This is a genomic window from Spirosoma migulaei (assembly GCF_054776855.1).
Map to the genome: position 1 here is coordinate 430752 of NZ_BAAHBG010000022.1, position 22261 is coordinate 453012.

The window sequence follows — 22261 nt, forward strand, 5'->3', positions numbered from 1 at the left end:
AGCTTACCGTAAAAGGGACATAATGGGGCATTTTTACTATTCCTGACCGAGAGATTTATTGCTGATTATCAGAAGAGATAACTACCACAGAGGCATCTGCCTTTTACTCACCTACATTAGGTGCTTCTAACCAGGCTAGTATTGACTAAGCCGTTTTTATCATAGCTCTTTAACAAAGCAAACGATACGATTTACCTCATCAAATCCGATACGCTTATGAAAGTCGATAGCACTTGAATTAGTTAATTCAGTATCCGAGGCAAGTTGCTTACACCCTTTTTGTCTACTCCAATTTTCGCCTGCGCTTACTAATTTTTTACCAATGCCAAGCTGTTGATACGTAGGTTTTACATATAGGGCTTCAATGTACGCAACTGGATAGTCGGTTGCGCCTTCAACATAGTCTGTGCGACTGGTTAGATGGATAAAGGCGATGTATGTTTCCTGCTCTTTAATGAGATAACAAATTTCAGTATCCGATATCAACATTCGTTCGTAGTTATCATATTCCTCCTCAAACACACAGTCAGTCCAAAGCTCTAGAACCAGTCTAACCAAGTCAGTTAGATTGGCTTTTGATAGTTGTTCAATTTCCATTTCAATGGTCTGATTAGGTCATTTTTCTCAGTGGGTGGTCCTTCCTGGAACGGCCTCACTATTCGTTTACCTGCAACTCTGCCACAACCGGCAGGTGGTCTGATGCGTATTGCTCGTCAATCACGTGAGTTGACAGGCTTTTAAACGTACCATCGGGTTTGAACATGATAAAATCAATCACACGATTTGGCTCTTTAACCGGAATGGTGGGCTTGCACTCCTGACAACTTCGGGTAAAATTCTGATCCAGCAGGCCAATAACTTTGCTATCAGGCTGGGCATTAAAATCACCCCCCAGAATCACGGGCAGACCGGACTCCTTAAACAGCTTTATGATCAACTCCGACTGCGTGAGTCGGTTGGGTTCTTTCAAATCGAGATGGGTGCTGGCAAAGATGATTTTTTTTCCGTTCGATACCTCTACGGTTATGGCGGCTATCGTTCTGGTTTCCCCACCAATGGCCGGGTCGATCGGCAGGATCAATCGTGTTGAGTCGAGAATGGGGAATCTGGACAGGACCGCCACGCCATAATCGCCCCCCTGGTGGTCGATGGCCTTCGAAAAAAAGTAATGCATTCCCGTTAATCGAGCGAGTTCTTTTGCCTGATGGAGTCCTTTCCCCGATCGCTCGGTATTTACATCAACTTCCTGTAGGGCCACGAAATCTGGTTTTTCCTTCGTGATCACGCGGGCAACGGCCTCCACATCAATTTTAGCTCCGGCCGATGGTGGATTACAATGATGAATGTTGTAGGTCATCACCCTGAGCTTTTTGAGCTTCTGTGCAGAAGGCCCTTCGCTGGCGTAGGTACCATTTGCAATGAGGATAAAGAGCAAACCAATAAGGGTTTTCATACAGATCGTGTTGTGAGTAAGTTGATTTCGTTCTTCTCGTTAAGTAATTGAGCAAAGGGTATTAAACACAGAGCCACGGAGAACGCAGAGATTTAAGGTATTGATTTTGGGGATTTCTCTGTGTTCTCCGTGGCTCTGTGTTTACTAAGTTTTGCATTTTTATTTATGCCCTCGCCTTTTTGGGAATTACATACTTGCCGACCACTTCCCCATCGTCGCGAATCATTTTCAGATTCAGTTCTTTGGCCGTAGCGTGTAGCTTGATCAACGTCCGGTTGCCTTCCAGCGGCCCACCCCCAATAACGATGGGGTAATTATGCATTGCATCAGGATCGTGCGTGCCATAGCGATGCGTATGCCCCGAAATCTGAAGATCGATTTTGGCTTTGTTCAACAACGGCCCGAACACTTCACGACCGTGCATCGGTCCATGCCAGTCGCCGGAATGGTAGGGCGAGATATGAATCAGAACAATTCGGAAGGGCGCTTTTTTAAACTCGGCGCTGTCAATTTCCTTTTCCAGCCACTTTTTCTGCGTTTCCCGGTACCGATCAAAGGCCGACAAGCCACCATATTCAACGCTATCATCGCCTTTATCCTCGCCCGAGTCCAGGATAACGAACCGGACTGGTCCACGGGTAAATGCATAATAGTACTTCTCGTCAGGATAAGCAAAGTAGGCGGGCAGATGTCGGGAAAAACTGCCCCGGCATTCATGATTCCCCTGCGTCAGAATGAAGGGAAGTTCGGCCGCAAAAATATCGACCGACGGTTTAATCAGGTGATCGATGACCTGACTTTCGTCGGTAACCCAATCGAAGCAGTCGCCGTTGAACACGACGAAATCATAGTCCCGTTTGTTGCCCGTATAGCCGTGTCGGTAAAGCAGTTGAGGGATGATCTGCGGCCGATCGTGAATATCGTTGAACACCACCATCCTGAATTCCTCTTCACTTTCGGCCGGTGTTTTAAAGCCGTACAGCGGGCTGCTAATGGTCTCCCCAAACTCAACCTTCGAGCCTTTGTAGCCCAGGATCTCGGTCGAAACGATCTTGTATTTGTGATCGGTACCCGGATTCAGGCCCGACAGCGTAATTTTATTAATGCGGTTATTGGCTTCGATCAACCCATTATTATAGCCAAATTCCCGCTTACTGGTATAGGTTCCGACCCCATATTCAACCCAACTGAAGCAGTTTTTGTGCGTAATCCACATGATTGTCACCTCATGCGTACCCATGTTCTGAAGATAAGGCCCCGCCACGAACTGATTTTTCTCTTCCACTGGTGCGGCAACTGCGTCATTCGCTAAACTTGGCGCAATAGGCATCAGGCTAAGCGTGCCAAGCTGCGCCATTTTTTCAAGAAACAATCGTCTATCCGAAAGCATGGTATATGAAGAGGTTAAGGGAGTTGGCAGTTAATAACTAAGGTAGATATGGGATGGGGTGAAATCAAAAATCGGTTGTCGTATCAGAGGCTTATGTTCCCCGTTCTCGCTTGGCTATGCCGAGTGAGGGGTATTAGTTCAAGGGCCTCTGGCCCGTTTTGGATATAATTCGCCGGCCAGAGGCCGTAAAAAAAATACCCCTCACTCGGCAAAGCCGAGCGAGAACAGGGAACATAAGCGTGAACGGGAACCTGGTTAACTATATCCAGTTTGCAGGTAAACCCACAAACTGGATACTTATAATTCTATACGAAAGTGGTTTTACTGAGCTGATTACTCCCAGTTTGGATTCTGCGTCAGTTTGGGGTTCAGTAAACGCTCCTGGGTGGGAATGGGATACAGGTAATCACGGGCTTCGTTGAATTTCTTGTTGATGTGTCCGTTCACGACGATATTGCCCCCTCTGTTGCCATTTTCCAGCAGTATTTCGCTACCCAATTTGAGAAACTGCGCACCCGCTACGGCTGGCTTCGTTCCCTCGTAGATAACCAGATCGACTTTCCCATTTTTGTCCAGATCGTAATTTCCGGGACCCGGAAAATACATACCCTTGAAGGTTTTGGTTAGCAGTTGGCCTTCCTTCCAGCGAATGATATCATCCCAGCGGAAGAAATTTTCCATGACCAGTTCAACGCGCCGTTCCCGCCGAATTTCCAGAATTACGCCTGTATTACTCCCGCTTAACTGGGTGTACTGTTGCGCCTGATACGGATCGGGGTTTGCGTTGGCAGTAGTCAGATTGATATTGGGCATGCCCACCCGGTCGCGGGTAAGTTTGGTGGATCGGTCCAGATCGGCCTGGGTTAAGGTGCCGCGTTCGGCTTTGGCCTCCGCGAAATTCAGGAGCACTTCGGCATACCGAAAAATGGGCATGTCGGTAATGTCCTTGCTGAAGGTATCCCACTTTGGAGCCGATACGAACTTGATCAGTTGATAGCCCGTCACCGTCGCACCAAACTCCGGAGTCAACTGGGCAGTTTCACCAATCCGGGTATAGCCTGGTGTTCGGATGGTTTGCGACAACCGGGGATCGCGGTTTTGTACTTCCTCATAAAACTGCATGGTTTCGTACCCCTTGATATCCGTGAACCGCGACCCATCGGCCATTAAGTAGCTGTTTACCAACTTCTTCTCCAGACCGGGCTTTCCGTACGATGCCGTCATGGTGTAGTAGTTCAGGTTATGATAAACCTGCAATTCATCGCTGAAATCCCGCGCCAGAATAACTTCATCGGGAATGGCATTGTCGGACGAGAACAGTTTGCCGTAGGCCGTAGCTGGCGTGGCTTTGTAGATCGTATACCCACTGTTCGTCATTAGATTCTCCGATGCGGCAATGCATTCATCCAGAAATTTATCGGCTCCCGGCAGATTGAATTCGGGATGGTACTTCCGAAAGGTTCCTTCGTATAAAGCCATTCTGGACTTCAGGGCAAGGGCGGTCCATTTGGTAATGGTGTTCACCTGTCGGGAGCCATCGAGGTTGGCAATAGCGTAATCGATATCCGCCATAACCGAGTCCATAACTATCGTACGGGGATCGCGCGCTTTGGTCAGCATGTCCTGATCCGATACCTCAATCGTTTTCGAATACCAGGGCACATCGCCAAACCGTTTTACCATCCCAAAGTAAAAGTAGGCGCGAAAGAAACGGGCCAATCCATTGTATTTGGCGACCGCTTTAGCATCGGGACATTTCGCTGAGTTGGCCAGAAAATAGTTGATATTTCGTAACGGAGTCCAGCTCCAGCCTCCCCCACTGGTGGGTACAACGCGCGTTCCCTGTAATTCGTCGCGAAGGCTATTCTTCACCACATTGTCTACGTCCTCATTATACACATCCTCGGCAGAAGGCAGGGCGTTGTAAAACGAATTTGTATAGAGCAGGAGGTCATTTTCAGTCTTGAAAAACGTTTCCGGCGAAATGGCATCCTGAGGTACCAGGTTCAGATCGCAGGCGGCCAGACCAATGGCTACGGCCAGGAGACTTAGTATTTTTTTCATCTACTTACGGAGTAAATCAGTTTAGAACGTGATGTTCAGGCCAGCAGAAATTGTTTTCGATAAGGGGTACGTTCTGCCGTTGGTGGCATCGCCATCCAGTTGCTCAGGGTCAATGTATTTGGAGCGAAGGGGCGTGTAGGTCAGCAGATTTTCGCCACTGACGTAAATACGGGCTCTGGGTATCCAGATTTTCTTGGTGAGACTTTCGGGAAAGGTGTAGCCGATCACCACATTTTTCAGACGCAGATACCCTACATTCTGGATGTACCGGTCATTGGGGGCGTTCAAATCCCCACCGCCATTCAGGGCAGTATAGCCTCTCAGGACCGGAAAATACGCATCGGTATTGGTGGGCGTCCAGACATCGGCTTCAAAATTCTCGGGAATGAACGAATAATACGGCCGTGAATACGGCCCCCAGAATTTATCGGCATTGTTGCCCGGGTACCAGTTCTTCCGTAAAATACCCTGCGCCAGCACCGATACATCTATTCCATTCCAGGTAGCGCCAAGATTGATGCCATACCGATAGCGGGCACGGTCATTCCCAATCACTTTCAGGTCGCCATGATTCGCCAGCGTATTGGCACCCTGATCTATTTTACCATTGCCATCGACATCGATAAACTTAAGATCACCGGCCTGCAATTTGCTCCAGTCGCCGGGAGCGCTCAGGCGTTGCTTATTGACAATGGTTTGATCGACGGTATAAGCCTGTGCTTCCTCGTTGGTTTTAAAGAAGCCCGCAATCGAATAGCCCCAGATGTCGCCAATCGTCTGGCCCTCATAGCGGCTCGACAGGATTTTATTCGGGTTATCGTATTTAGTGATGGTCGATTTAGAATCGGAGAGAATAAAGGAGGCATTGTACGCCAGGGCTTTACCTGCCACTTTAACCTGATCGCGCCAGCCGATGGAGAGTTCGAACCCTTTGGTTTGCAAATCACCGGCGTTTTTGGTGGGCACGGTTGCGCCATACACCGATGGCAGCACTTGACCCGGCACCAGCATGCCCGTTGTATTCCGGATATAGGCATCCAGGGATAAATTCAGCCGATTTTTCAACAAACCCGCATCCAGACCCAGGTTGGACGTGGTGGCTTTTTCCCAGGTAAGATCGGGCGAAATCGGGTTGGGGTTATTGACATACGTCAGCTTTTGCCCGTTGGTTATCCAGCTCGATTGAGCCGTTGGCATGATGGGGATATAAGGGTAAAAGCTGGCCGAGTTGGTATTGGACGGTAACTGGTTCCCCAGCGTACCATACGAAGCCCTGATTTTCAGGTTGTCCACAACGTGTTTGAGGGGCTCGAAGAAACTTTCTTCACTAAGCCGCCAGCCGGCCGAAACTGACGGAAAGAAACCGTAACGCCGACCTTCACCAAAGCGGGACGTTCCGTCGTAGCGGCCATTCACCTCCAGCAGATACTTGCCGACGTAGTCATAATTCAGGCGATAGAACGCGCCAAACAACGAGTACTGATACGAATCCCCGGAAGAGAGCTGTTCGCCGGTACCCAGGTTCAGATCGTTGAGACTTTCGGAGAGCAGATTTTTCCGGGCGCCAAATAGGCGCTGGTGCTTCCGGGACTCGTAGTTGATCCCAGCCGTGGCCCCAACATAGTGCTTGCCAAATGTCTGGTTATACGATGAGTACAGGTTGGTTACGTTCGTGGGATCAAACCACATGGTTTTTCGGTACTGATCGGTATTGTAGTTAGGCACCGTGGCCAGGATGCCCGGCTGAATGGAGTACTGCGCCACGGCAGAACGGTACCAGTCATCAGCGATATAAAAGGAATAAGAGTAATTGGCGACCAGATTCCAGTTCTTGGTAAAATCAATAGTAACCGAATTAATGGCCGTCAACTCGTGTACTTTTTTCTCCCCACCGGCTACACCTTTCAACAGGTTCGCGTATAAGCCATCGCCAATGGAGTAATTGTTTTTCAGCGTATTATAGGTGGCCGTGCCATCTGGATTCGTGGGGGCGTAGGCGGGCAACGCGTGCACCGTGATACCAACGAAATTGGCGTTGGCACCGCCTTCCAGACCCGGATAGGTGTATCTGGAATCGAAGTACTGGATATTACTCCCCACTTTGAGCCAGGGCGTCAGTTGCGCATTGATCTTGCTGCGCAGCGTGTAGGACGTGAATTTATCCGTATTGATTTTCATGATCCCGTCCTTCTCAAAAATCGACCCCGACAGGAAGTAATTCACCTTATCCGTTCCACCCGACAAGTTGATGTTGTGCTGTTTGGACGGCTCGGTGGTGTTGAAGAGCGTGTTCCACCAATCGTAATTGCCGTAATAATTGTAAATGTCTTTGCCATTTACATTCTTAACCACGGTCCAGGGGCGGGCCGGATTCTCAACTTTATCGTACCGACGGGCTTCCAGTTCTTTGTAATCTTCTTCCGAATACCGCGTGTAGCTATTGCCGGTAGCCCGGGTAAACGCTTCGTCATTCATCCGGACATACTCGTACCCATTGGTCAGAAATTTAGTACTGACGGTGGGAGCCGACCAGCCGAAGTTGTTGCTGTACGAGATGGTTGTTTTACCATTCTTGGCTGTTTTGGTCGTTACCAGAATAACGCCGAAGGCACCCCGCGCGCCATAAATGGCCGAAGCAGCCGCATCTTTCAGGACCGATACCGATTCCACATCGGCGGGATTGATCCGGTTGATATCGCCTGGAATCCCATCGATCAGCACCAGCGGCCCGCCCCCGTTGATGGACGTTTCGCCACGAACGTTCAGGTTTCCGCCCTGCCCTGGCTGGCCCGTACTGAACGTAATGTTCAGGTTGGGCACCATGCCCTGAAGAATCTGGGACATATTGTTCAGGGGTCGGTTTTCCAGCTCTTTGGCCAGCACCTGCGTAACCGCCCCGGTCAGGTTTACCTTCTTTTGCGTTCCGTAGCCCACCACCACGACTTCACTCAGTGAGTTATGGGTTTCTTTTAGGGCTACGTTGAGGGCTGTCTGGTTCGTCTTCACCGGCACCTCCAGCGTTTCGTACCCAATGAAGGAAAACGAAAGGGTCAGATTGTCGCCCGTGTCGGGGATGTTGAGCGAAAAACGACCGTCGGCATCGGTAGTGGTGCCTCTTGTGGTGCCTTTCACAATAATGCTCACCCCCGGCAACGGCTGGTTACTCGCGAAATCGTTGACCACGCCCGACAACAGTCGCCGGGGTTGTTCAAACACTACGGGTACGTTGATTCGGAAAACGGGCACAGACAACAGGCTCGTTTGGGCATTGACCTTTTTCAGGATAATCTGCCCGTTTACAACCTCCCAGGCCACATCCAGCGAGGTAAATAACCGCTGGAGCACACTGGCCAGGCGTTCGTTGCGTGCGCTGATGGAGATGCGTTTATCGGCCCCAATTACGCGGGGACTGTACACAAATCGCACATCGACAGCCTTCTCGAGTTGCTGTAACACAGTCCGTACCGTCTCCCCTTCTATGGTAATGGAAACGGACCGGTTCATCAGGTCCTGCGCCGAAATGGGCACAGCCTGGACTAGACTACCGCTCAGCAGGATGCTGAACACTAGCGAAAGTAAACGTTTCATACAATGTAAGTAATTGGACTTATTTAAATGAATAATGAACAATGTGAAATGAATAATTAGGTCGCTGGTAATCAATAGACAACCCATTGATCATTATTCATTTTACATTGTTCATTTACTTAATTGATTGAGTAGTTCTCGGTTTTTAAGGACAGCCCCGACTGCTGACTTGGATACGGGTACCGTTAATTTGGTAGGTAGCCCCAATGGATAAGCAAATCATATCCAGTTGGGCCGATAGGGGTTGATTAGCCAGATTGGCCGTTAGCGTGCAATTGACGAGTGCCTGCTCGTCGAAGGAGATATGTATGCCATACACATCGTCCAACTCCCGAAACACCCTGGCAACGGGCGTATCGTCGAATACAAAATGCGTTTTAATAGCCGCTGGCCGTAGTACGATGGGATGGTCGGCCAGCGATTTCACAAGGCGGCTGTCAGTCCGAAAAAAGGTCGCCTTCTCATTGGGTTTCAGCACCAGATCGGACTCGTTTTCCTGTTTATCCGTTTGTCGGTAAACGGCCACCCGACCCGTTCGAACCACTACCTCGGCGGTGGGCTTACCGGCATCGGCCACAATGGTAAAACTCGTTCCCAGCACCTTCGTAACCAGCCCATTGGCATAGACAATAAACGGACGCTCCGGATTTTTAGTGACCTCAAAAAATGCCTCCCCCACCAACTGAACCTCCCGCCGATTGCCAGTAAACCTCGGAGGGTACTGTACATGACTGCCTGGCTTTAGTGTAATGATACTACCATCGGATAGCGCTACCCGAAGTGGTTGGCTGGACTCATTTGTTTTGCTCACCAACTCCCGCTTGCCTGTCTGCGCAGTCAGGCGAGCGGAATCCGCTTCGCGCGCCGGATTCATCAGAAAGTACCACCCCAATCCAATCCCCAATACAACAACAGCCGCAGCAGCCAGGCGATAAACGACGGTGGGCATCGGCCTAATGGTATTCGACGGACTGATTTGTCCGGCTACCTGTTGCCAGTGGCGTTCGATAAACGTCTGCTTATCGGAAGCCGCTCGGGTCAATTCAGTTTCAGCATCCAGCGCGTCGTACCAGGCGTCAACCTGCGCCCGTTCGCTGGCGGATGCGTCGCCGTTTTGGTATTTGGTCAATAAGGCCCGGAGTTGTAATGGGTCCATGGAATCAGTTGGCAGCAGCCCTGTTGTTGAACCGCCTTCAGTAAGAGAGACGATCAAGTCGAAAAATTCCCTAAGCTCCCAATGTTATGCTTTTGTTAACGACCCAGCACAAGGGTCAGCACAACGGCCGTAGCGTAATCGTGCAGGTGAGCCCGCAGGAAGGTAAGGGAGCGGGCCAGGTGGTATTCAATGGCTTTTTCGGAGAGACCAAGCCGGAGGGCAATTTCGCGAATGGGTAGTTGTTCGAAGCGATTCAGGATAAACACTTCGCGCGTTTTGTCGGGTAACTGCAACAACGCCTGATTGAGCGATTCGGTGAGTTCAGTAAACTGAACCGTATTGGCCGTATCGAGGGTACCAATGGGCGCGGTATAGAGGAAGTGGCTGGCATACTGTTCGCCGTGTAATTGGGTGCGAACGTGGTCAATAATCAGGTGTTTGAGAGACGTGGTGAGATAGGCCTTCAGGTTACTGACCAGCAGTGTTTTGCGCTTTTGCCAGAGCCGGAGAAACAATTCCTGGGCAACATCGGCGGCCAGGTCTTCATCGCGGAGTTTGCGGTTGGCCATTGCAAAAAAGTCGTACCAATGGCGTTTGTACAGCGTTTGGAATGCCTCCTCGTTGTCATAACGAAGCAGGGCTACTAGTTCGTCGTCACTCAGCGCTTGCTCAGACATAGCCACAAAATTGGCATGGGTGGCGCACTAAACAGCCAAACGTACATTAAGCTTTTGTGAATTATCGCAGGCTTGCACCGGCCTTATTTCTGTTTTTTCAGCAGGTCCCTTGCAACCAATCATCCTACTCGTTCGCGTCTGCCATCCGAGATGAGGCAACCCACGCTGTCATATATTTCAATCCTAGCAGCAGCTGCTCTAAGTAAGGGCAACTCATTATTTTTTTATTTTTATCGTTTATCAATAAATAATTATCTATATTTGATCAAAAATTAGCCAAAATCAATAAAATGAAACTCAAACCAACAAACACAAGTCAGATCCTGAGTGTGATGCAAATCATTACCTGGATAGCCTATATTGGGCTTTGTATAAAAACGGGTGCCATTCTGATTTCCTTTGGTGTAAGCTTTGTAAATCCCGAGGCCGCCAAAAACCTTTACAAGGGCCTAGATCTGGACAGCCTCCGACAATTAAACTTCGGCTACTATGTCTGCCTTGTCTCCTTCATGGTTGTGATTTTGATGATGAAAGCACACGTCTTTTATCTGGTAACCAGGATCTTATCAAAGATAACCCTGGCGAACCCCTTCAAAATAGAAGTAGCGAATATCCTCGAAAAGGTCAGCTATGTCTTATTCGGAACCTGGATTGTCGGCCTGTTGAGCAATGCCTACACCTCCTGGTTACTAAAACGAACCGGCGAGATTTTTGACAGCGGGGCCACTGACAACTTCTTATTTATGGCTGGCCTGGTGTTCATTATCTCGCAAGTCTTTAAACGTGGTGTGGAAATTCAATCAGAAAATGAATTAACTGTATAACTCATGCCGATTACTGTAAACCTGGACGTGATGATGGCCAAGCGTAAAATGTCATTGAATGAATTATCAGAAAAAGTAGACATCACCCTGGCCAATCTTTCGGTACTCAAAACCGGGAAAGCCAAAGCCATACGATTTACGACCCTCGAGGTCATTTGTAAAGCATTGGACTGCCAGCCAGGTGATTTGCTGGAGTATGTGAACGAGCCCTGAGGTCAAGTCACATTACCGATACGACTGATTGGGATGGCCAGGGATTAAATCGTTACCTCTCCTGCAATCAAGGCGTTCATCTGAATCAGACCTGATTCAAATTGGCGTTGAGATCGTACATTTGAGTACCTGTCAATACTCCCTCGCAGGATATAACTAAGCGTAAGTCATTTTTTCAGTAAACCCTTCTCATGCTATACGTACGACGTTTTGTCCTGTTCTTCCTCTTTTTGGGTGCTCTACTCAAGCTACAGGCCCAACATACGGGGGAGGCAAATTATGATGAATCAAAAGTACCGGCTTATACCTTACCGGACGTTTTAAAAACAACCGCTAATCTGGACGTTCGTACGAAGACAACATGGGAACAGGTAAGACGGCCCGAAATCATTAAACTGTTTGAAGAAAATGTATACGGCCAGATGCCCAAAGCCGTTGACCGCCTTACCTACTCGGTAACCCGTGAAACTGCCAGCGCCATGGCTGGCAAAGCAACGCTGAAAGAAGTATTGATTGAGGTGGTTCATAACCAGAAGCTGGTAAAAATAAACCTTGTTCTTTTTGTGCCGACTAAGTTAAAGGTACCAGCGCCGGTTTTCCTGCTGATTAACAACCGGGGGAAAGAAAATACGGACCCCACCCGAGCCCATAAAAGCGATTTCTGGCCAGCCGAAATGGCAATCGACAGTGGGTATGCCATTGCAGCTTTTCATGTTAGCGATCTGGCTCCTGATGATACGGCCAGGTATGTAAATGGCGTGCTTCAGCTTTACCCCGAGCAAGTAACCGCTGCTAACGGCATGCGGGCCATTGGCGCCTGGGCCTGGGGAGCTAGCCGGGTACTGGATTATTTTGAAAAAGATCCAGCTATTGACGCCAGAAAGGTGGCTATTGTTGGCCATTCCCGTGGTGGGAAAGCATCCCTGTGGGCAGCTGCCGAGGACCAACGGTTTGCCATGTGTTTTTCTAATTGTTCGGGGAATACCGGGGCGGCCTTATCCCGCAGGCGATTTGGCGAAACGATCAGCCGTATCAATACCGTTTTTCCGCACTGGTTTGCCAAAAATTACAAAAAATTCAATAACAACGAAGATTCATTACCCGTAGATCAGCATATGCTGCTTGCCGCAATTGCCCCAAGACCGCTGTATGTGACCAATGCATCGAAGGATCTGTGGGCTGACCCCAGAGGAACCTATTTATCGTTGAAAACTGCCAGCCGTGTGTATACGTTATACGGAATTGACGCCAATCTCCCCGCTAATCCGCCAGGTATAAACCAACCCATTAGTAACGCGTCGTTAGGCTATCATATTCGGGAAGGGGAGCATAACTTAACGGCCTACGATTGGAACAATTTCATAAAGTTTGCCACCGTTCATTTCAACAAGTAAGTAAATGAACAATGGATAATGAACAATGTAAAATGAATAATTAATACTAACATGCCATTGATTATCAATCAACTAACCACCCATTATTCATTATTCATTATTCATTATTCATTATTCATTTAAATAAGTCTCAGTACTTAAGAAGCTGATTTGGTTAGCTGATCACTGGCGCTACCCAGGCTGTGACGGAACGCGCTTCCGCCAGTGATACGCAGCAACTGAATTCTTCCAGAAGTACTTTTCGGCCACGGGTCTACCTTTTGCCGTGACGTATTCACGCACTAAGCTCAGCCCTACGTCAACAGGTAACCACTGATCGCTGTTCGGCCAGTCGCTCCCGTACAGCACCCGATCTTCACCGAAGATGCCAAAGATCTCATCCAATCGTGCCCGGTAGAAGCTGAGTGTCTGCGGAATTTTTCCGTCCACTCGACGCAGCACTTCCGAGACCTTCACATAAACCTGAGGCCGCTTACCCAATTCCTGTAAATGGGCTTCGTAAGCCTTCCGGGCCACAGCCTCTGCCGGCGTTGCCATTTGGGGAAGATGATCAATAACTACCCGCAGCGCTGGTACTTGATCCGTGACCCGCACGATGGCCGCCAGTAGAGCAGGATTCGGATTCGCCGTATCCAACACAAGGCCTGCCTGGGCTAAAAATCCAAGATCCGCTACAACCTTAGGATTCGACAGTTGGCCAGGCAGATCCCGATCCCAAAGATTTCCGTACCGGATGCCGCGAAACAAAGGATTACGTTGGAAGCGTCCGAGCTGTTGGCGGAAATCCGGCTTACCCGGCTCCAGATTACCCACGGTTCCAACGATGATCTTATCCCTGGCAGCTACATCAAGTACCCACTGATTGTCTTCAAGCCAGGGGCTGGCTTCCACGGCAATTGCACCCACAATTCCGAGGGGCGCTGCTATCTTTCGATAGCGGTCTGGAAGGGCGGGCTGGTATAGAAGACGGTCTTTGGGGGTCGGCCAGGGCACACCTTGTGGGCGAGTCGTGTCGAACAGGTGAATGTGTGTGTCAATAATTGGGATTGGGGTATCTTCTCCCCACTGCAACAAGGGGAGCCCAGCGGAAGCACTGGTGGTCAGGGCAAGAAAATCTCTACGGTTCATTGGCAGCAAACTAGTAGTTCCAGAGAAACTTGGGGTAACCTGTTAGTAAAATTAATCCAGCCCTTTTCCTACTTAAAAAGGTTTACTGCCTGTAACTAACCATCCCATTCCCGAATGGCTTCACTTGATTAGACCATTGATCTTCACAACTATTAAAAATTAAGTTTACTTCGTTTCGGATTCGCTACTTTGGCCTATTTTTTTGACGAAAGCCCACTTACTGCCATGGACACCCCCGTGAAGTTGCTCGTCGTAGAGGACAACCTGATTATTGCGGCTAACATCGCCCTGCAACTCAGCGAACTTGGCTATGAGGTGACCGGATTTTTGTGCGGCACCGCGAAAAGATCATCAAAATTTTCATCGCCGATCTTCTGAGTTGTTTTAGGTATGCTTAACCGAATCGCTAAATTTTCTGACGATCTTCTTCAATTCGTACTCTTCAGCAATATGTACATTGCGGTTTGTGCGGTCATCATGTGCCAGACCACGGCTTATCTGTTCCGATTTACGTTACCTGTGTATTTCCTTTCGTTCATATTTATGGGAACGCTGGGTAGTTACTCACTACATTGGTATTTAACTGATTCGTCAGGAGATTATTCCAACCGGGGTCGCTGGAATCAACATCACAAGACAACGTTACTGCTCCTGTTTATCTGTACTTCAGGATTAGGTCTTTGGCTATTAAATTATTTACGACCTTTTTTACTTGATTTATTACCTGTTGTCTTCCTGACGTTTTTGTACACCGCGCCCAAAATTGACTGGAGAATCTTTAACATCCTGCGTCGCATTGCCGTCTTAAAATCTGTTTATCTTGCCCTGGTGTGGACCTATGTTACAGCGGCCATCCCATTGATAGTAGCAAAACCTTTTGAATTACCAGGTTGGGTATTTATTGGAATCTGGCTCCTGAATCGGTTTTTGTTTATTTATAGCATTGCCCTCTGGTTCGATTATCGAGACCGGGCCATTGATCGGCAATCCAGATGGTTAACAATGGCGTCGATGCTGCCTGAAAATCAGATTCGTTGGTTTTTCTACAGTATCATCGTCTGCTTTGGGCTAACGGTTGTCAGTTTATACGAACAAGGTCTTCATACCTGGACTATTATTTGCCTGAGTGTCCCAATGATTCTGTTGGGCCTAACGGCACAGCGTATGGCAACTCAGCCATCAGATTATATCTATTATATTTATTTCGATGGCTTACTCATGTTGTCAGGCGTTCTGCTGACGTGCTTTCCTTTCTAATCTACTGTAGATGAGAAAATTAACCTAGAACGGATTCACCAGAAAGGGTTTCCCATTCTCATCTAGTATCTGCCCCCGAACCAGCTCAGCGACGCTTTTCCTATCGGCACTTAACCGGGCAACATGGGGCAGATACGCGACCTCCTCTTTTTGATTCAATGCGCCTTCCGGATTGTAATAATTGCCGTTCCAGCGTTGCACTTGACCACCCCATATAGGGCTGTGTATATTTATTGCAGGATTAACTATGTCTTCCTGGTTTTGTATTAATGCAGTTGGAAAGATCGTCAACATTTACAAACAGATCTCCCAGAACCCTTATTTCTTCAGGGCAATCACCTTTTCAAAAGCAGGTTTAGGTTGGCTGTTCCGGTCGAAGAGAAGCGGGTAACTGGTTCGGCCGCGTATGGGCCAGTTGTTCAACCAGCTATTGCCATCGTTTACACCCCAGAACGTTACACGGGTGACTTTGTCTTTATGCTTGAGGAACAACTTAAACAGAGCTTCGTAATCAGCAGCCAGCTGGGTTTGAACACTGTCGGGTAAGGCATCAGGGTACGGGTTCGACTGGGCGTTAGCGGTCATGCGCTGGCCGACGTCGGCGCCCTGAAAATTGCGGGGCAGTACTTCGATGTCCAGTTCGGTAAACATGACCTTCACCCCCAGAGCCGAATACTGAAGGATGCTCTCTTCAATGTCTTTCAGAGGTATTTTGCCAACGTGCCAGTGCCCCTGAATGCCTACGCCGTCGATACGTACCCCGGCGGCCTTGATCTTTTTCACAAGGTCGATGCAGCCCGCCCGCTTGGCCGGTTGTTCGTTGTTATAATCGTTATAGTACAGCTCCGTTTTAGGGGCAGCCTGCTGGGCCAGCCGGAACGCTTCCGTGACAAAATCATCGCCGAGGTATTGCAGGAACACCGATTTTCGCATGGTCCCATCTTCGTTCAGCGCTTCATTGACAACATCCCATGAAAGCACTTTCCCTTCGTAGCGACCAGCGACGGTTTTGATGTGATTGGTAAAAAACGTTCGGATGGAGTCGGCACTATGAATACCCCGGATGAACGACGGCAACTGACTGTGCCAGACCAATGTATGCCCGTTGATTTTGATGTTGTGCTTCTGGCCGAAGGCAACCAGTTTGTCCGCCATCTCGAAATTGTAGGTGTCCCAGCCGGGATGAATCAGTGCCGACTTCATGATGTTCTCCGGCGTAGCCCTATTGAACTGACGCACAATGAAGGCTGTCATCTGAGGGTCCCGCTCATCGATCTGTGCGTTATTCAGCGCCGTGCCAATGCCAAAGTCCTTTTTGAACGTGTCTTTCAGCGAAGGAATCGATTGGGCGAACGCGGCATTGGGCAGGTTGAGCGTATGTAAAAGTGCAATCGTGCTGATGGCGATGGCCTGTTTTTTCAGTAGCATATGCAGTAACGATTTTTAGTTGAGTCTTTCTTTTACCTGAACAGCACCTGCGCATACTGGAACAAATCGTGTCGCCACACCGGCCACGTATGGCCTCCGGCGTACTCGCTATATTGGTACTTGACACCTAGTTCATCAAACTTCTTCATCATCACCTGGCAATTCTGGTAGGCGATATCTTCCTTCCCTCCCATCGAAATCCACAACGGTTTTAGATTTGAGTTGATGGTAGCGGCATTGGCTTTCATAAAGTCATACTGCGGATCAGATAGTTTTGCGTTGTTGGCAAACCAGCCCGAGCTGAACACGCCCAATGACGAAAACAGGTCGTTGTTTTTGATACCGGCATACAACGTCTGTAATCCACCCATCGACAGGCCCGCCAATGCCCGGCTCTTGGCGTCGGCTTCGACCCGGAAGTTGCTTTCCACAAAGGGAATCGCACCTAGTTTCAGTTCGTTTTCAAAGGCTTTCAACACGTTTTCGTTGAAACCAGCCAGACCACCCGCATTGCCCACGTTGCCGTCGAGCATGGCAATGATCATCGGTTTGGCCTTGTTGTCGGCAATCAGGTTATCCAGAATCATATCCGTTTTACCCTGCGTCGCCCAGCCACGCTGATCTTCGCCACCGCCGTGCAGCAGATACAATACCGGGTATTTTTCGGTCGATTTGTCATAGCCCGGTGGCGTGTACACGTACATTTCGCGCCAGCTGTTGGTGGCTTTGGAGAGGTAGCGTTTGATGCGAATGTCGCCGTGGGGTACGTCCTTCATGGCGTAAAAGCCGCCGTCTTTGTCTGGGATTTCGATGCCACTGGCCATACGTCCCATGCCATAGAAGGCTTCACTGGCCGGATCTGCAATGGTTACCCCGTCGATCAGCAGCGAGTAATAATGAAAACCCCGGCTGATGGAATCGGTGGTGGCCGTCCAGAAACCACTCGTGTCTTTCACCATATCGTATTTCTTACCCAAATCGACCTGTACTTTTTGGGCGTCGGGCGCTTTGACGCGGAAAACCACGCGGTTGTTGGGCAGAATTTGCGGGTATTTGGCGTTGCGGGCGTTGGTGGCTGCGGGCGTTCCCAGAATGCTGTACTTAGTCAACGAGGCCCCATCGACCGGCTTGAACAAAAACTGTGAGAACATGTACAGGCCATTTTTCCAAACCTTGAAATCGTGGACGCCCGGCTCGATGTAATAAATATGCGGCACGTCGTGCTGGTAGAGGTAGTCATGGGTCCGTTTGCTGAAGCTGATGAGCCCATCCTGATCTCCGCAGGAAATCCAGAGCAGTTTCAACTGTTTTTTAGAGGCTTCGGGGTTGGGTACCAGTTCCTCAGGCCGCTTGGTGTTGGGAGCCGACGAGAACCCACCCACCCAGGCGAACTTGTCCAGATTGCCCAACCCGAAATTCAACGATTGCCCTCCTCCCATCGACAGCCCGGCAATAGCGCGGTGCTCGCGGTCGGTCAGGGTGGGGTATTTTTTCTCGATGAACGGTATGAGGTCCGTTAACAGGTCTTTTTCAAAAGTGGCAAAGGCTTCGACCTTGTCTTTGTCGAAGATATTACCTACCGCCCGGTCGTCTTTCATGGCGCGGCCGTTGGGCATTACTACGATCATGGGTTCCAGCTTGCCCTCGGCATACAGATTGTCCAGAATAACCTGCGGATTCCCGCCCTTGAGCCATTCTTTTTCATCGCCCCCAATGCCGTGCAGGAGATACAGCACCGGGTATTTTTTCTTTTTATTGAAGCCCGGCGGTGTGTACACCAGTGCTTTCCGGGTAGTACCAACGGTTTTTGAGGCATACTGAACCGAATCCAGTTTACCCGTGGCAATGCCCGAGCGTACCTGATCGAAGCCTTTGGGCGCTTCTTTCTCGATTTTTTGGGCGTAACTGCCGAAGCTCAACAGGCTGATGGCGGCCACTACAAATACGAATCGTTTCATTCGTGTCTATCGTTTTTCGTTAATACCAATTAATTTTTGAGGTTTTTTGTCATCCCGAGGAACGAGGGATCTTCGGTAGCAGGAGGTGTTATCAGCCTCACCCGAAGATCCCTCGTTCCTCGGGATGACAAAAAACCTTCCTATTTAAGGGTAGACAAATTGCCTACTTAAACAGCAGCGGGGCAAGCTCGTGCAGACTCCGACGCCAGGTTTGAAATTCGTGCCCCGTTTTCTCTGAAACGTACGAGACGGCATTGTACCCGGCACCTTTCAGGTCAGTCACCGCTTTGGTTACCCCATCGGGTTTTTCTTTGCTCCCGCAGCTAATGAAAATCAGCTTCGCCTTTGGCTTGCCGTTGATGTCGTCTGGCGTGTATAGACCACCGCTGAGCAGGCCGTAGTACCCAAACACATCCGGCTTATTGAGGGTAATCATTTTGGTTTCCATGCCCCCCATCGACAGACCCGCCATAGCCCGATTATCCCGGTTGGCAAGGCTGCGGAAATTAGCATCCACGTACGGAATCAGTTCATCGACGAGAACCGTCTGGAAGGGGTCAATCTTGAATTCTCTGATCTTCCCAAATTTCACTTCATTGGTCATACCATAAGTCATCACGATTATGAACGGCTTGATTTTACCGTCGGCGATCAGGTTATCCATAATCAGGTTCGCGTGCCCCTGATTGCTCCAGGCCGTTTCGTCTTCGCCCCAACCGTGTTGCAGATACAGCACCGGGTATTTTTTCGATTTATCTTTTTCGTAGCCCGGTGGCGTGTACACAAACGCCCGGCGGGATGTACCGGTGCTTTTAGAAGGGAACAGAATCTGCTGCACATTCCCATGAGGTACGTCTTTCAGGGCATAAAAATCCTGATCATGGGCCGGTATTTCAATGCCGCTTTCCCAACGCACGGACCCGTAGTAATTCAGGGCACCCGGATCGTTGAACTTCCCGCCGTCGATCTTAACGTTATAGTAATGAAAGCCTTCGTCCATCGGGCCTTCCGTCGTGCCAGTCCAGAAGCCGTCGGCCCCTTTGGTTAGGATGGTTCCGCCCCGTCCGCCCAGCCCCAGGCTCACCCGGACACTATCGGCTTTGGGGGCCAGTATCCGGAACCGGGCGTAACCCTGCGAATTTACCTGCGGGTATTCCTGCCCCGGCTGGTTGAGCGAGGACGGTTTAAAATCTTCCGCGATGGCCGACGCCATTTGCGAATAACTACTTGCGCTGATTAACGTGGCTCCCACGAATGCAGCTAGTGTTTTGAAAGTCATTGGGTTTAGGGGGTTGATTGTGATTGGTTTTGATCTTGTTCTTGTCAGCGCGTTTTTGTCATTCCGATGAACGACAAAAAAAATCATCACCTAAAAAGCTGCGGCAACGTGTTGGCGAGGTACAGCTTGCAGTTCATCCAGGTATGTCCACCCGGTACGATGAGTGGTTTGACGTTGATTTTCTTCTCGTTGAACATCGCTATATTCTGCTTCACCGGCTCATACAAAAAGTCTTCCGTACCGACGCTGATCGTAAACAGTTTCAGCTGTTTGTTCATCTGTTCGGCATTGGGCGACCAGTTCGAAAAATTCGCTTTGAATTCGTCGGTGGCTGTATAGGGCGCATACGAGCACACGTAAGCAAACGTAGAGGGGTTGGTCAGGCCGATGTTGAGCGTCTGGCCACCCCCCACCGAAAAGCCCGCCACCGCCCGGCCTGTACTCTCCTTGATGACGGGGTAGTTAGCTTCTACAAACGGAACAATGTCGTTAATCATGTCTTTGGTAAAGTCGGGCATGGGGGCCGGACGAACGTTGCCGTAAGGCATCACGATGAGCATGGGTTTAGCTTTGCCCTGCGCAATCAGGTTATCCGCAATCAGGTTAGCGCGACCTACTTTCGTCCAGGTTTCTTCGGTGTCGGAGCCGCCGTGAATCAGATACAGCACCGGGTAATTGGTTTTGCTGTTTGCGTTGAAACCAGGCGGGGTGTACACCAGCAACTGACGGGTGGTGCCCAACGTACCGGACTTATAATAGCGGTAGCTGATCTTGCCGTGGGGTACGTTCTGCAAGGAATGCACCAGGGGCTGATCGCCGGGTATGTCCACGATGCTACGCTTAAACCGCTCGTTGGCGAATATGTAGGTGTTGCTGGGATCGGCCAGTTGAACGCTATCCACGGTAAAGCTATACGGGTAAATGTCCGGCTTCACTGGCGGCACCGTCACGCTCCAGATGCCTGAGGTATCTTTGGTCATGGCAACGGGCGCTTTCAAAAACTCGCCGGAAACCATCACCTTTTTCGCGTTTCGGGAGAAATACCGGAACGTAATGCTGTGGTCGGGATGCACATCGGGCGAACTGATGGCTGGTGGTCGTTGCTGGGCCAGCATCGTCAGGGACGAAAGCAACAGGCTAACATAAAGAGTGAAAGAGTGAAAGAGTGCGGGCCACGTTTGGTCGGGCCGCGCTCGGCAAAGCGTGGAATCAGCCCCGGTCGGTTTTAAGGTCTTCATGGTCGGTGGAGGTTTAGCGGAAGAGTAGTGGCGTGGTGGCAGCAACGTACGTTTTCACATTCATCCAGGTATGGCCGCCGTCGGTGATCAGGCTTTTGTAGTTTACCTTTTTCGCCTTCAGGTAGTCCATAAACTCCACGGTGCCTTTGTACAGAAAGTCGTCGCTACCGACGCTCACCCATAGCAGTTTGAGTTGCTTATTGGTCTGGTCGGGTTTGGCCACGATCTGGCTGAAGTTACCATCCATTTCCTGGGGCGATAAGTACGAACTGTAGGCACACACCCAGGCAAACTTGTCCATATTGCTAAAGGCTGTCCGTAGCGTTTGCCCACCCCCACGCGAAAATCCACCAATGGCCCGATTCTCGCGGTTGGGAATCACCCGGTAGGTTGCCTCGACGTACGGAATGATGTTGCTCACCAGATCCGTCGCGAAATCGTTGGCGCGTTTCACCGCATCGGCTCCGTCGCGAACGGTTGGGTCGGCGGGTTTTGAGCCGCCTTTTTGCTCGGCCACCCGGGCGGCAATGTTGCCATAGGGCATCACAATGATCATGGGTTTCACTTTGCCTTCGGCCAGCAGATTATCCAGGATCAGGTTGGTTTTGCCGACTTTGAAGAACGTTTCTTCGGTATCGGTGGTACCACTGATGAGGTAGTAGACCGGGTATTTCTGTTTTGACTTCTGGTCATAACCCGGTGGCGTATACACGACCAGCGAGCCCGTTGTCCCTTCCATCGACGGGTAATATTCGTAGTTGATCGAACCGTGGGGCACATCGCGCATGGCATGGATCAGGGGCTGATCGGCGGGCACGTCGACGAGGCTGGCCTTGAACCGCTCGTTGGGGAAGAACGCTACGTTGGCAGGGTCCATCACCGATATGCCATCCACCCGAAAGTTGTAGGGGTAAATGTCGGGCTTGACGGGGCCAACCGTCACGCTCCAGATGCCCTGCGCATCTTTGGTCATGGGCACGGGGCCTTTCTCAAACTGCGCACTTAGTTCTACCGATTTGGCCTGCGGAGCCTGATAGCGGAATGTAACGGTTTTGTCGGCGTTCACCTGGGGCGACACCACCAGTGGGCCACGGGGCGGCTGGGCCAGCGCCATGTTGTACAGGCAGATTATGGCCCAGATAAGCCAAAATCGACGGATTTGTTGTTGGTTCATCGTTTATCAAGGTTTAGGGTAAATTCTACGTAAAGCAGGT

19 protein-coding genes are annotated in these 22261 nt (G+C 50.0%); 5 read left to right on the top strand and 14 right to left on the bottom strand.

The features are described from left to right. Nucleotides 1–159 precede the first annotated feature (159 nt). The 7 genes from aac(6') to ACYVGO_RS23115 form a co-directional block, all read right to left on the bottom strand. On the bottom strand, nt 160–597 hold the full coding sequence (gene aac(6'), locus ACYVGO_RS23085; RefSeq protein WP_460971280.1) for an aminoglycoside 6'-N-acetyltransferase: 438 nt from the start codon (nt 595–597) through the stop codon (nt 160–162). 58 nt (nt 598–655) lie between these two features. Then, nucleotides 656–1453, bottom strand: a complete 798-nt coding sequence (locus ACYVGO_RS23090; protein ID WP_460971281.1) for an endonuclease/exonuclease/phosphatase family protein — start codon at nt 1451–1453, stop codon at nt 656–658. Between the two features lie 163 nt (nt 1454–1616). Further along, nucleotides 1617–2843 (bottom strand): purple acid phosphatase family protein, encoded by a 1227-nt coding sequence (locus tag ACYVGO_RS23095; RefSeq protein WP_460971282.1) that lies wholly within the window; start codon nt 2841–2843, stop codon nt 1617–1619. A gap of 333 nt (nt 2844–3176) precedes the next feature. Further along, nucleotides 3177–4907: a RagB/SusD family nutrient uptake outer membrane protein gene (locus ACYVGO_RS23100; protein ID WP_460971283.1), complete on the bottom strand. Its 1731-nt coding sequence runs from the start codon at nt 4905–4907 to the stop codon at nt 3177–3179. 21 nt (nt 4908–4928) lie between these two features. Then, entirely contained in the window at nt 4929–8495 is a 3567-nt protein-coding gene (locus ACYVGO_RS23105; protein WP_460971284.1) for a TonB-dependent receptor, read from the bottom strand. A gap of 145 nt (nt 8496–8640) precedes the next feature. Next, nucleotides 8641–9651, bottom strand: a complete 1011-nt coding sequence (locus ACYVGO_RS23110; RefSeq protein WP_460971285.1) for a FecR family protein — start codon at nt 9649–9651, stop codon at nt 8641–8643. A gap of 95 nt (nt 9652–9746) precedes the next feature. Beyond that, nucleotides 9747–10328, bottom strand: coding sequence for an RNA polymerase sigma factor (locus tag ACYVGO_RS23115; protein ID WP_460971286.1), 582 nt, complete (start codon nt 10326–10328; stop codon nt 9747–9749). A gap of 290 nt (nt 10329–10618) precedes the next feature. Here ACYVGO_RS23115 and ACYVGO_RS23120 point away from each other — a divergent pair, with 290 nt between their 5' ends. The 3 genes from ACYVGO_RS23120 to ACYVGO_RS23130 all read left to right on the top strand — a co-directional run bounded on the left by ACYVGO_RS23120 (nt 10619) and on the right by ACYVGO_RS23130 (nt 12759). Then, complete coding sequence (locus ACYVGO_RS23120) at nt 10619–11152, top strand: DUF2975 domain-containing protein (RefSeq protein WP_460971287.1); 534 nt, start codon at nt 10619–10621, stop codon at nt 11150–11152. 3 nt (nt 11153–11155) lie between these two features. After that, nucleotides 11156–11365, top strand: a complete 210-nt coding sequence (locus ACYVGO_RS23125; RefSeq protein WP_142771755.1) for a helix-turn-helix domain-containing protein — start codon at nt 11156–11158, stop codon at nt 11363–11365. Between the two features lie 191 nt (nt 11366–11556). Beyond that, on the top strand, nt 11557–12759 hold the full coding sequence (locus ACYVGO_RS23130) for a glucuronyl esterase domain-containing protein (RefSeq protein WP_460971289.1): 1203 nt from the start codon (nt 11557–11559) through the stop codon (nt 12757–12759). 171 nt (nt 12760–12930) lie between these two features. Here ACYVGO_RS23130 and ACYVGO_RS23135 read toward each other — a convergent pair whose 3' ends face one another. After that, nucleotides 12931–13887: an amidohydrolase family protein gene (locus ACYVGO_RS23135; RefSeq protein WP_460971290.1), complete on the bottom strand. Its 957-nt coding sequence runs from the start codon at nt 13885–13887 to the stop codon at nt 12931–12933. A gap of 225 nt (nt 13888–14112) precedes the next feature. Here ACYVGO_RS23135 and ACYVGO_RS23140 point away from each other — a divergent pair, with 225 nt between their 5' ends. Together ACYVGO_RS23140 and ACYVGO_RS23145 are read left to right on the top strand one after the other, a co-directional pair. Further along, complete coding sequence (locus tag ACYVGO_RS23140) at nt 14113–14265, top strand: hypothetical protein (protein ID WP_460971291.1); 153 nt, start codon at nt 14113–14115, stop codon at nt 14263–14265. A gap of 12 nt (nt 14266–14277) precedes the next feature. Then, nucleotides 14278–15144 carry a UbiA prenyltransferase family protein gene (locus ACYVGO_RS23145; RefSeq protein WP_460971292.1) on the top strand — a complete coding sequence of 289 codons (867 nt, stop codon included), beginning with the start codon at nt 14278–14280 and terminating at the stop codon, nt 15142–15144. Between the two features lie 24 nt (nt 15145–15168). On the opposite strand, the gene ACYVGO_RS23150 is transcribed toward ACYVGO_RS23145, so the two are convergent. The 6 genes from ACYVGO_RS23150 to ACYVGO_RS23175 all read right to left on the bottom strand — a co-directional run bounded on the left by ACYVGO_RS23150 (nt 15169) and on the right by ACYVGO_RS23175 (nt 22221). Further along, nucleotides 15169–15345 carry a hypothetical protein gene (locus ACYVGO_RS23150; RefSeq protein WP_460971293.1) on the bottom strand — a complete coding sequence of 59 codons (177 nt, stop codon included), beginning with the start codon at nt 15343–15345 and terminating at the stop codon, nt 15169–15171. Between the two features lie 117 nt (nt 15346–15462). Then, a complete protein-coding gene (locus tag ACYVGO_RS23155) occupies nt 15463–16572 on the bottom strand; it encodes an endo-1,4-beta-xylanase (protein ID WP_460971295.1) in 1110 nt (369 codons plus the stop codon). A 32-nt stretch (nt 16573–16604) separates the two neighbouring features. After that, nucleotides 16605–18530, bottom strand: a complete 1926-nt coding sequence (locus tag ACYVGO_RS23160; protein ID WP_460971296.1) for an alpha/beta hydrolase-fold protein — start codon at nt 18528–18530, stop codon at nt 16605–16607. Nucleotides 18531–18693: 163 nt separating this feature from the next. After that, nucleotides 18694–19809 (bottom strand): alpha/beta hydrolase-fold protein, encoded by a 1116-nt coding sequence (locus ACYVGO_RS23165; protein WP_460971297.1) that lies wholly within the window; start codon nt 19807–19809, stop codon nt 18694–18696. Between the two features lie 86 nt (nt 19810–19895). Next, nucleotides 19896–20924 carry an alpha/beta hydrolase gene (locus ACYVGO_RS23170; protein ID WP_460971444.1) on the bottom strand — a complete coding sequence of 343 codons (1029 nt, stop codon included), beginning with the start codon at nt 20922–20924 and terminating at the stop codon, nt 19896–19898. Between the two features lie 136 nt (nt 20925–21060). After that, nucleotides 21061–22221 (bottom strand): alpha/beta hydrolase-fold protein, encoded by a 1161-nt coding sequence (locus ACYVGO_RS23175; RefSeq protein WP_460971298.1) that lies wholly within the window; start codon nt 22219–22221, stop codon nt 21061–21063. Between the last annotated feature and the right edge of the window lie 40 nt (nt 22222–22261).

What these genes read in the sequence shown, in the direction of transcription:
- ACYVGO_RS23090 (WP_460971281.1), bottom strand. Translation starts at nt 1,453, where the DNA reads ATGAAAACCCTTATTGGTTTGCTCTTTATCCTCATTGCAAATGGTACC.
- ACYVGO_RS23095 (WP_460971282.1), bottom strand. Translation starts at nt 2,843, where the DNA reads ATGCTTTCGGATAGACGATTGTTTCTTGAAAAAATGGCGCAGCTTGGC.
- ACYVGO_RS23100 (WP_460971283.1), bottom strand. Translation starts at nt 4,907, where the DNA reads ATGAAAAAAATACTAAGTCTCCTGGCCGTAGCCATTGGTCTGGCCGCC.
- ACYVGO_RS23105 (WP_460971284.1), bottom strand. Translation starts at nt 8,495, where the DNA reads ATGAAACGTTTACTTTCGCTAGTGTTCAGCATCCTGCTGAGCGGTAGT.
- ACYVGO_RS23110 (WP_460971285.1), bottom strand. Translation starts at nt 9,651, where the DNA reads ATGGACCCATTACAACTCCGGGCCTTATTGACCAAATACCAAAACGGC.
- ACYVGO_RS23115 (WP_460971286.1), bottom strand. Translation starts at nt 10,328, where the DNA reads ATGTCTGAGCAAGCGCTGAGTGACGACGAACTAGTAGCCCTGCTTCGT.
- ACYVGO_RS23120 (WP_460971287.1), top strand. Translation starts at nt 10,619, where the DNA reads ATGAAACTCAAACCAACAAACACAAGTCAGATCCTGAGTGTGATGCAA.
- ACYVGO_RS23125 (WP_142771755.1), top strand. Translation starts at nt 11,156, where the DNA reads ATGCCGATTACTGTAAACCTGGACGTGATGATGGCCAAGCGTAAAATG.
- ACYVGO_RS23130 (WP_460971289.1), top strand. Translation starts at nt 11,557, where the DNA reads ATGCTATACGTACGACGTTTTGTCCTGTTCTTCCTCTTTTTGGGTGCT.
- ACYVGO_RS23135 (WP_460971290.1), bottom strand. Translation starts at nt 13,887, where the DNA reads ATGAACCGTAGAGATTTTCTTGCCCTGACCACCAGTGCTTCCGCTGGG.
- ACYVGO_RS23140 (WP_460971291.1), top strand. Translation starts at nt 14,113, where the DNA reads ATGGACACCCCCGTGAAGTTGCTCGTCGTAGAGGACAACCTGATTATT.
- ACYVGO_RS23145 (WP_460971292.1), top strand. Translation starts at nt 14,278, where the DNA reads ATGCTTAACCGAATCGCTAAATTTTCTGACGATCTTCTTCAATTCGTA.
- ACYVGO_RS23155 (WP_460971295.1), bottom strand. Translation starts at nt 16,572, where the DNA reads ATGCTACTGAAAAAACAGGCCATCGCCATCAGCACGATTGCACTTTTA.
- ACYVGO_RS23160 (WP_460971296.1), bottom strand. Translation starts at nt 18,530, where the DNA reads ATGAAACGATTCGTATTTGTAGTGGCCGCCATCAGCCTGTTGAGCTTC.
- ACYVGO_RS23165 (WP_460971297.1), bottom strand. Translation starts at nt 19,809, where the DNA reads ATGACTTTCAAAACACTAGCTGCATTCGTGGGAGCCACGTTAATCAGC.
- ACYVGO_RS23170 (WP_460971444.1), bottom strand. Translation starts at nt 20,924, where the DNA reads ATGCTGGCCCAGCAACGACCACCAGCCATCAGTTCGCCCGATGTGCAT.
- ACYVGO_RS23175 (WP_460971298.1), bottom strand. Translation starts at nt 22,221, where the DNA reads ATGAACCAACAACAAATCCGTCGATTTTGGCTTATCTGGGCCATAATC.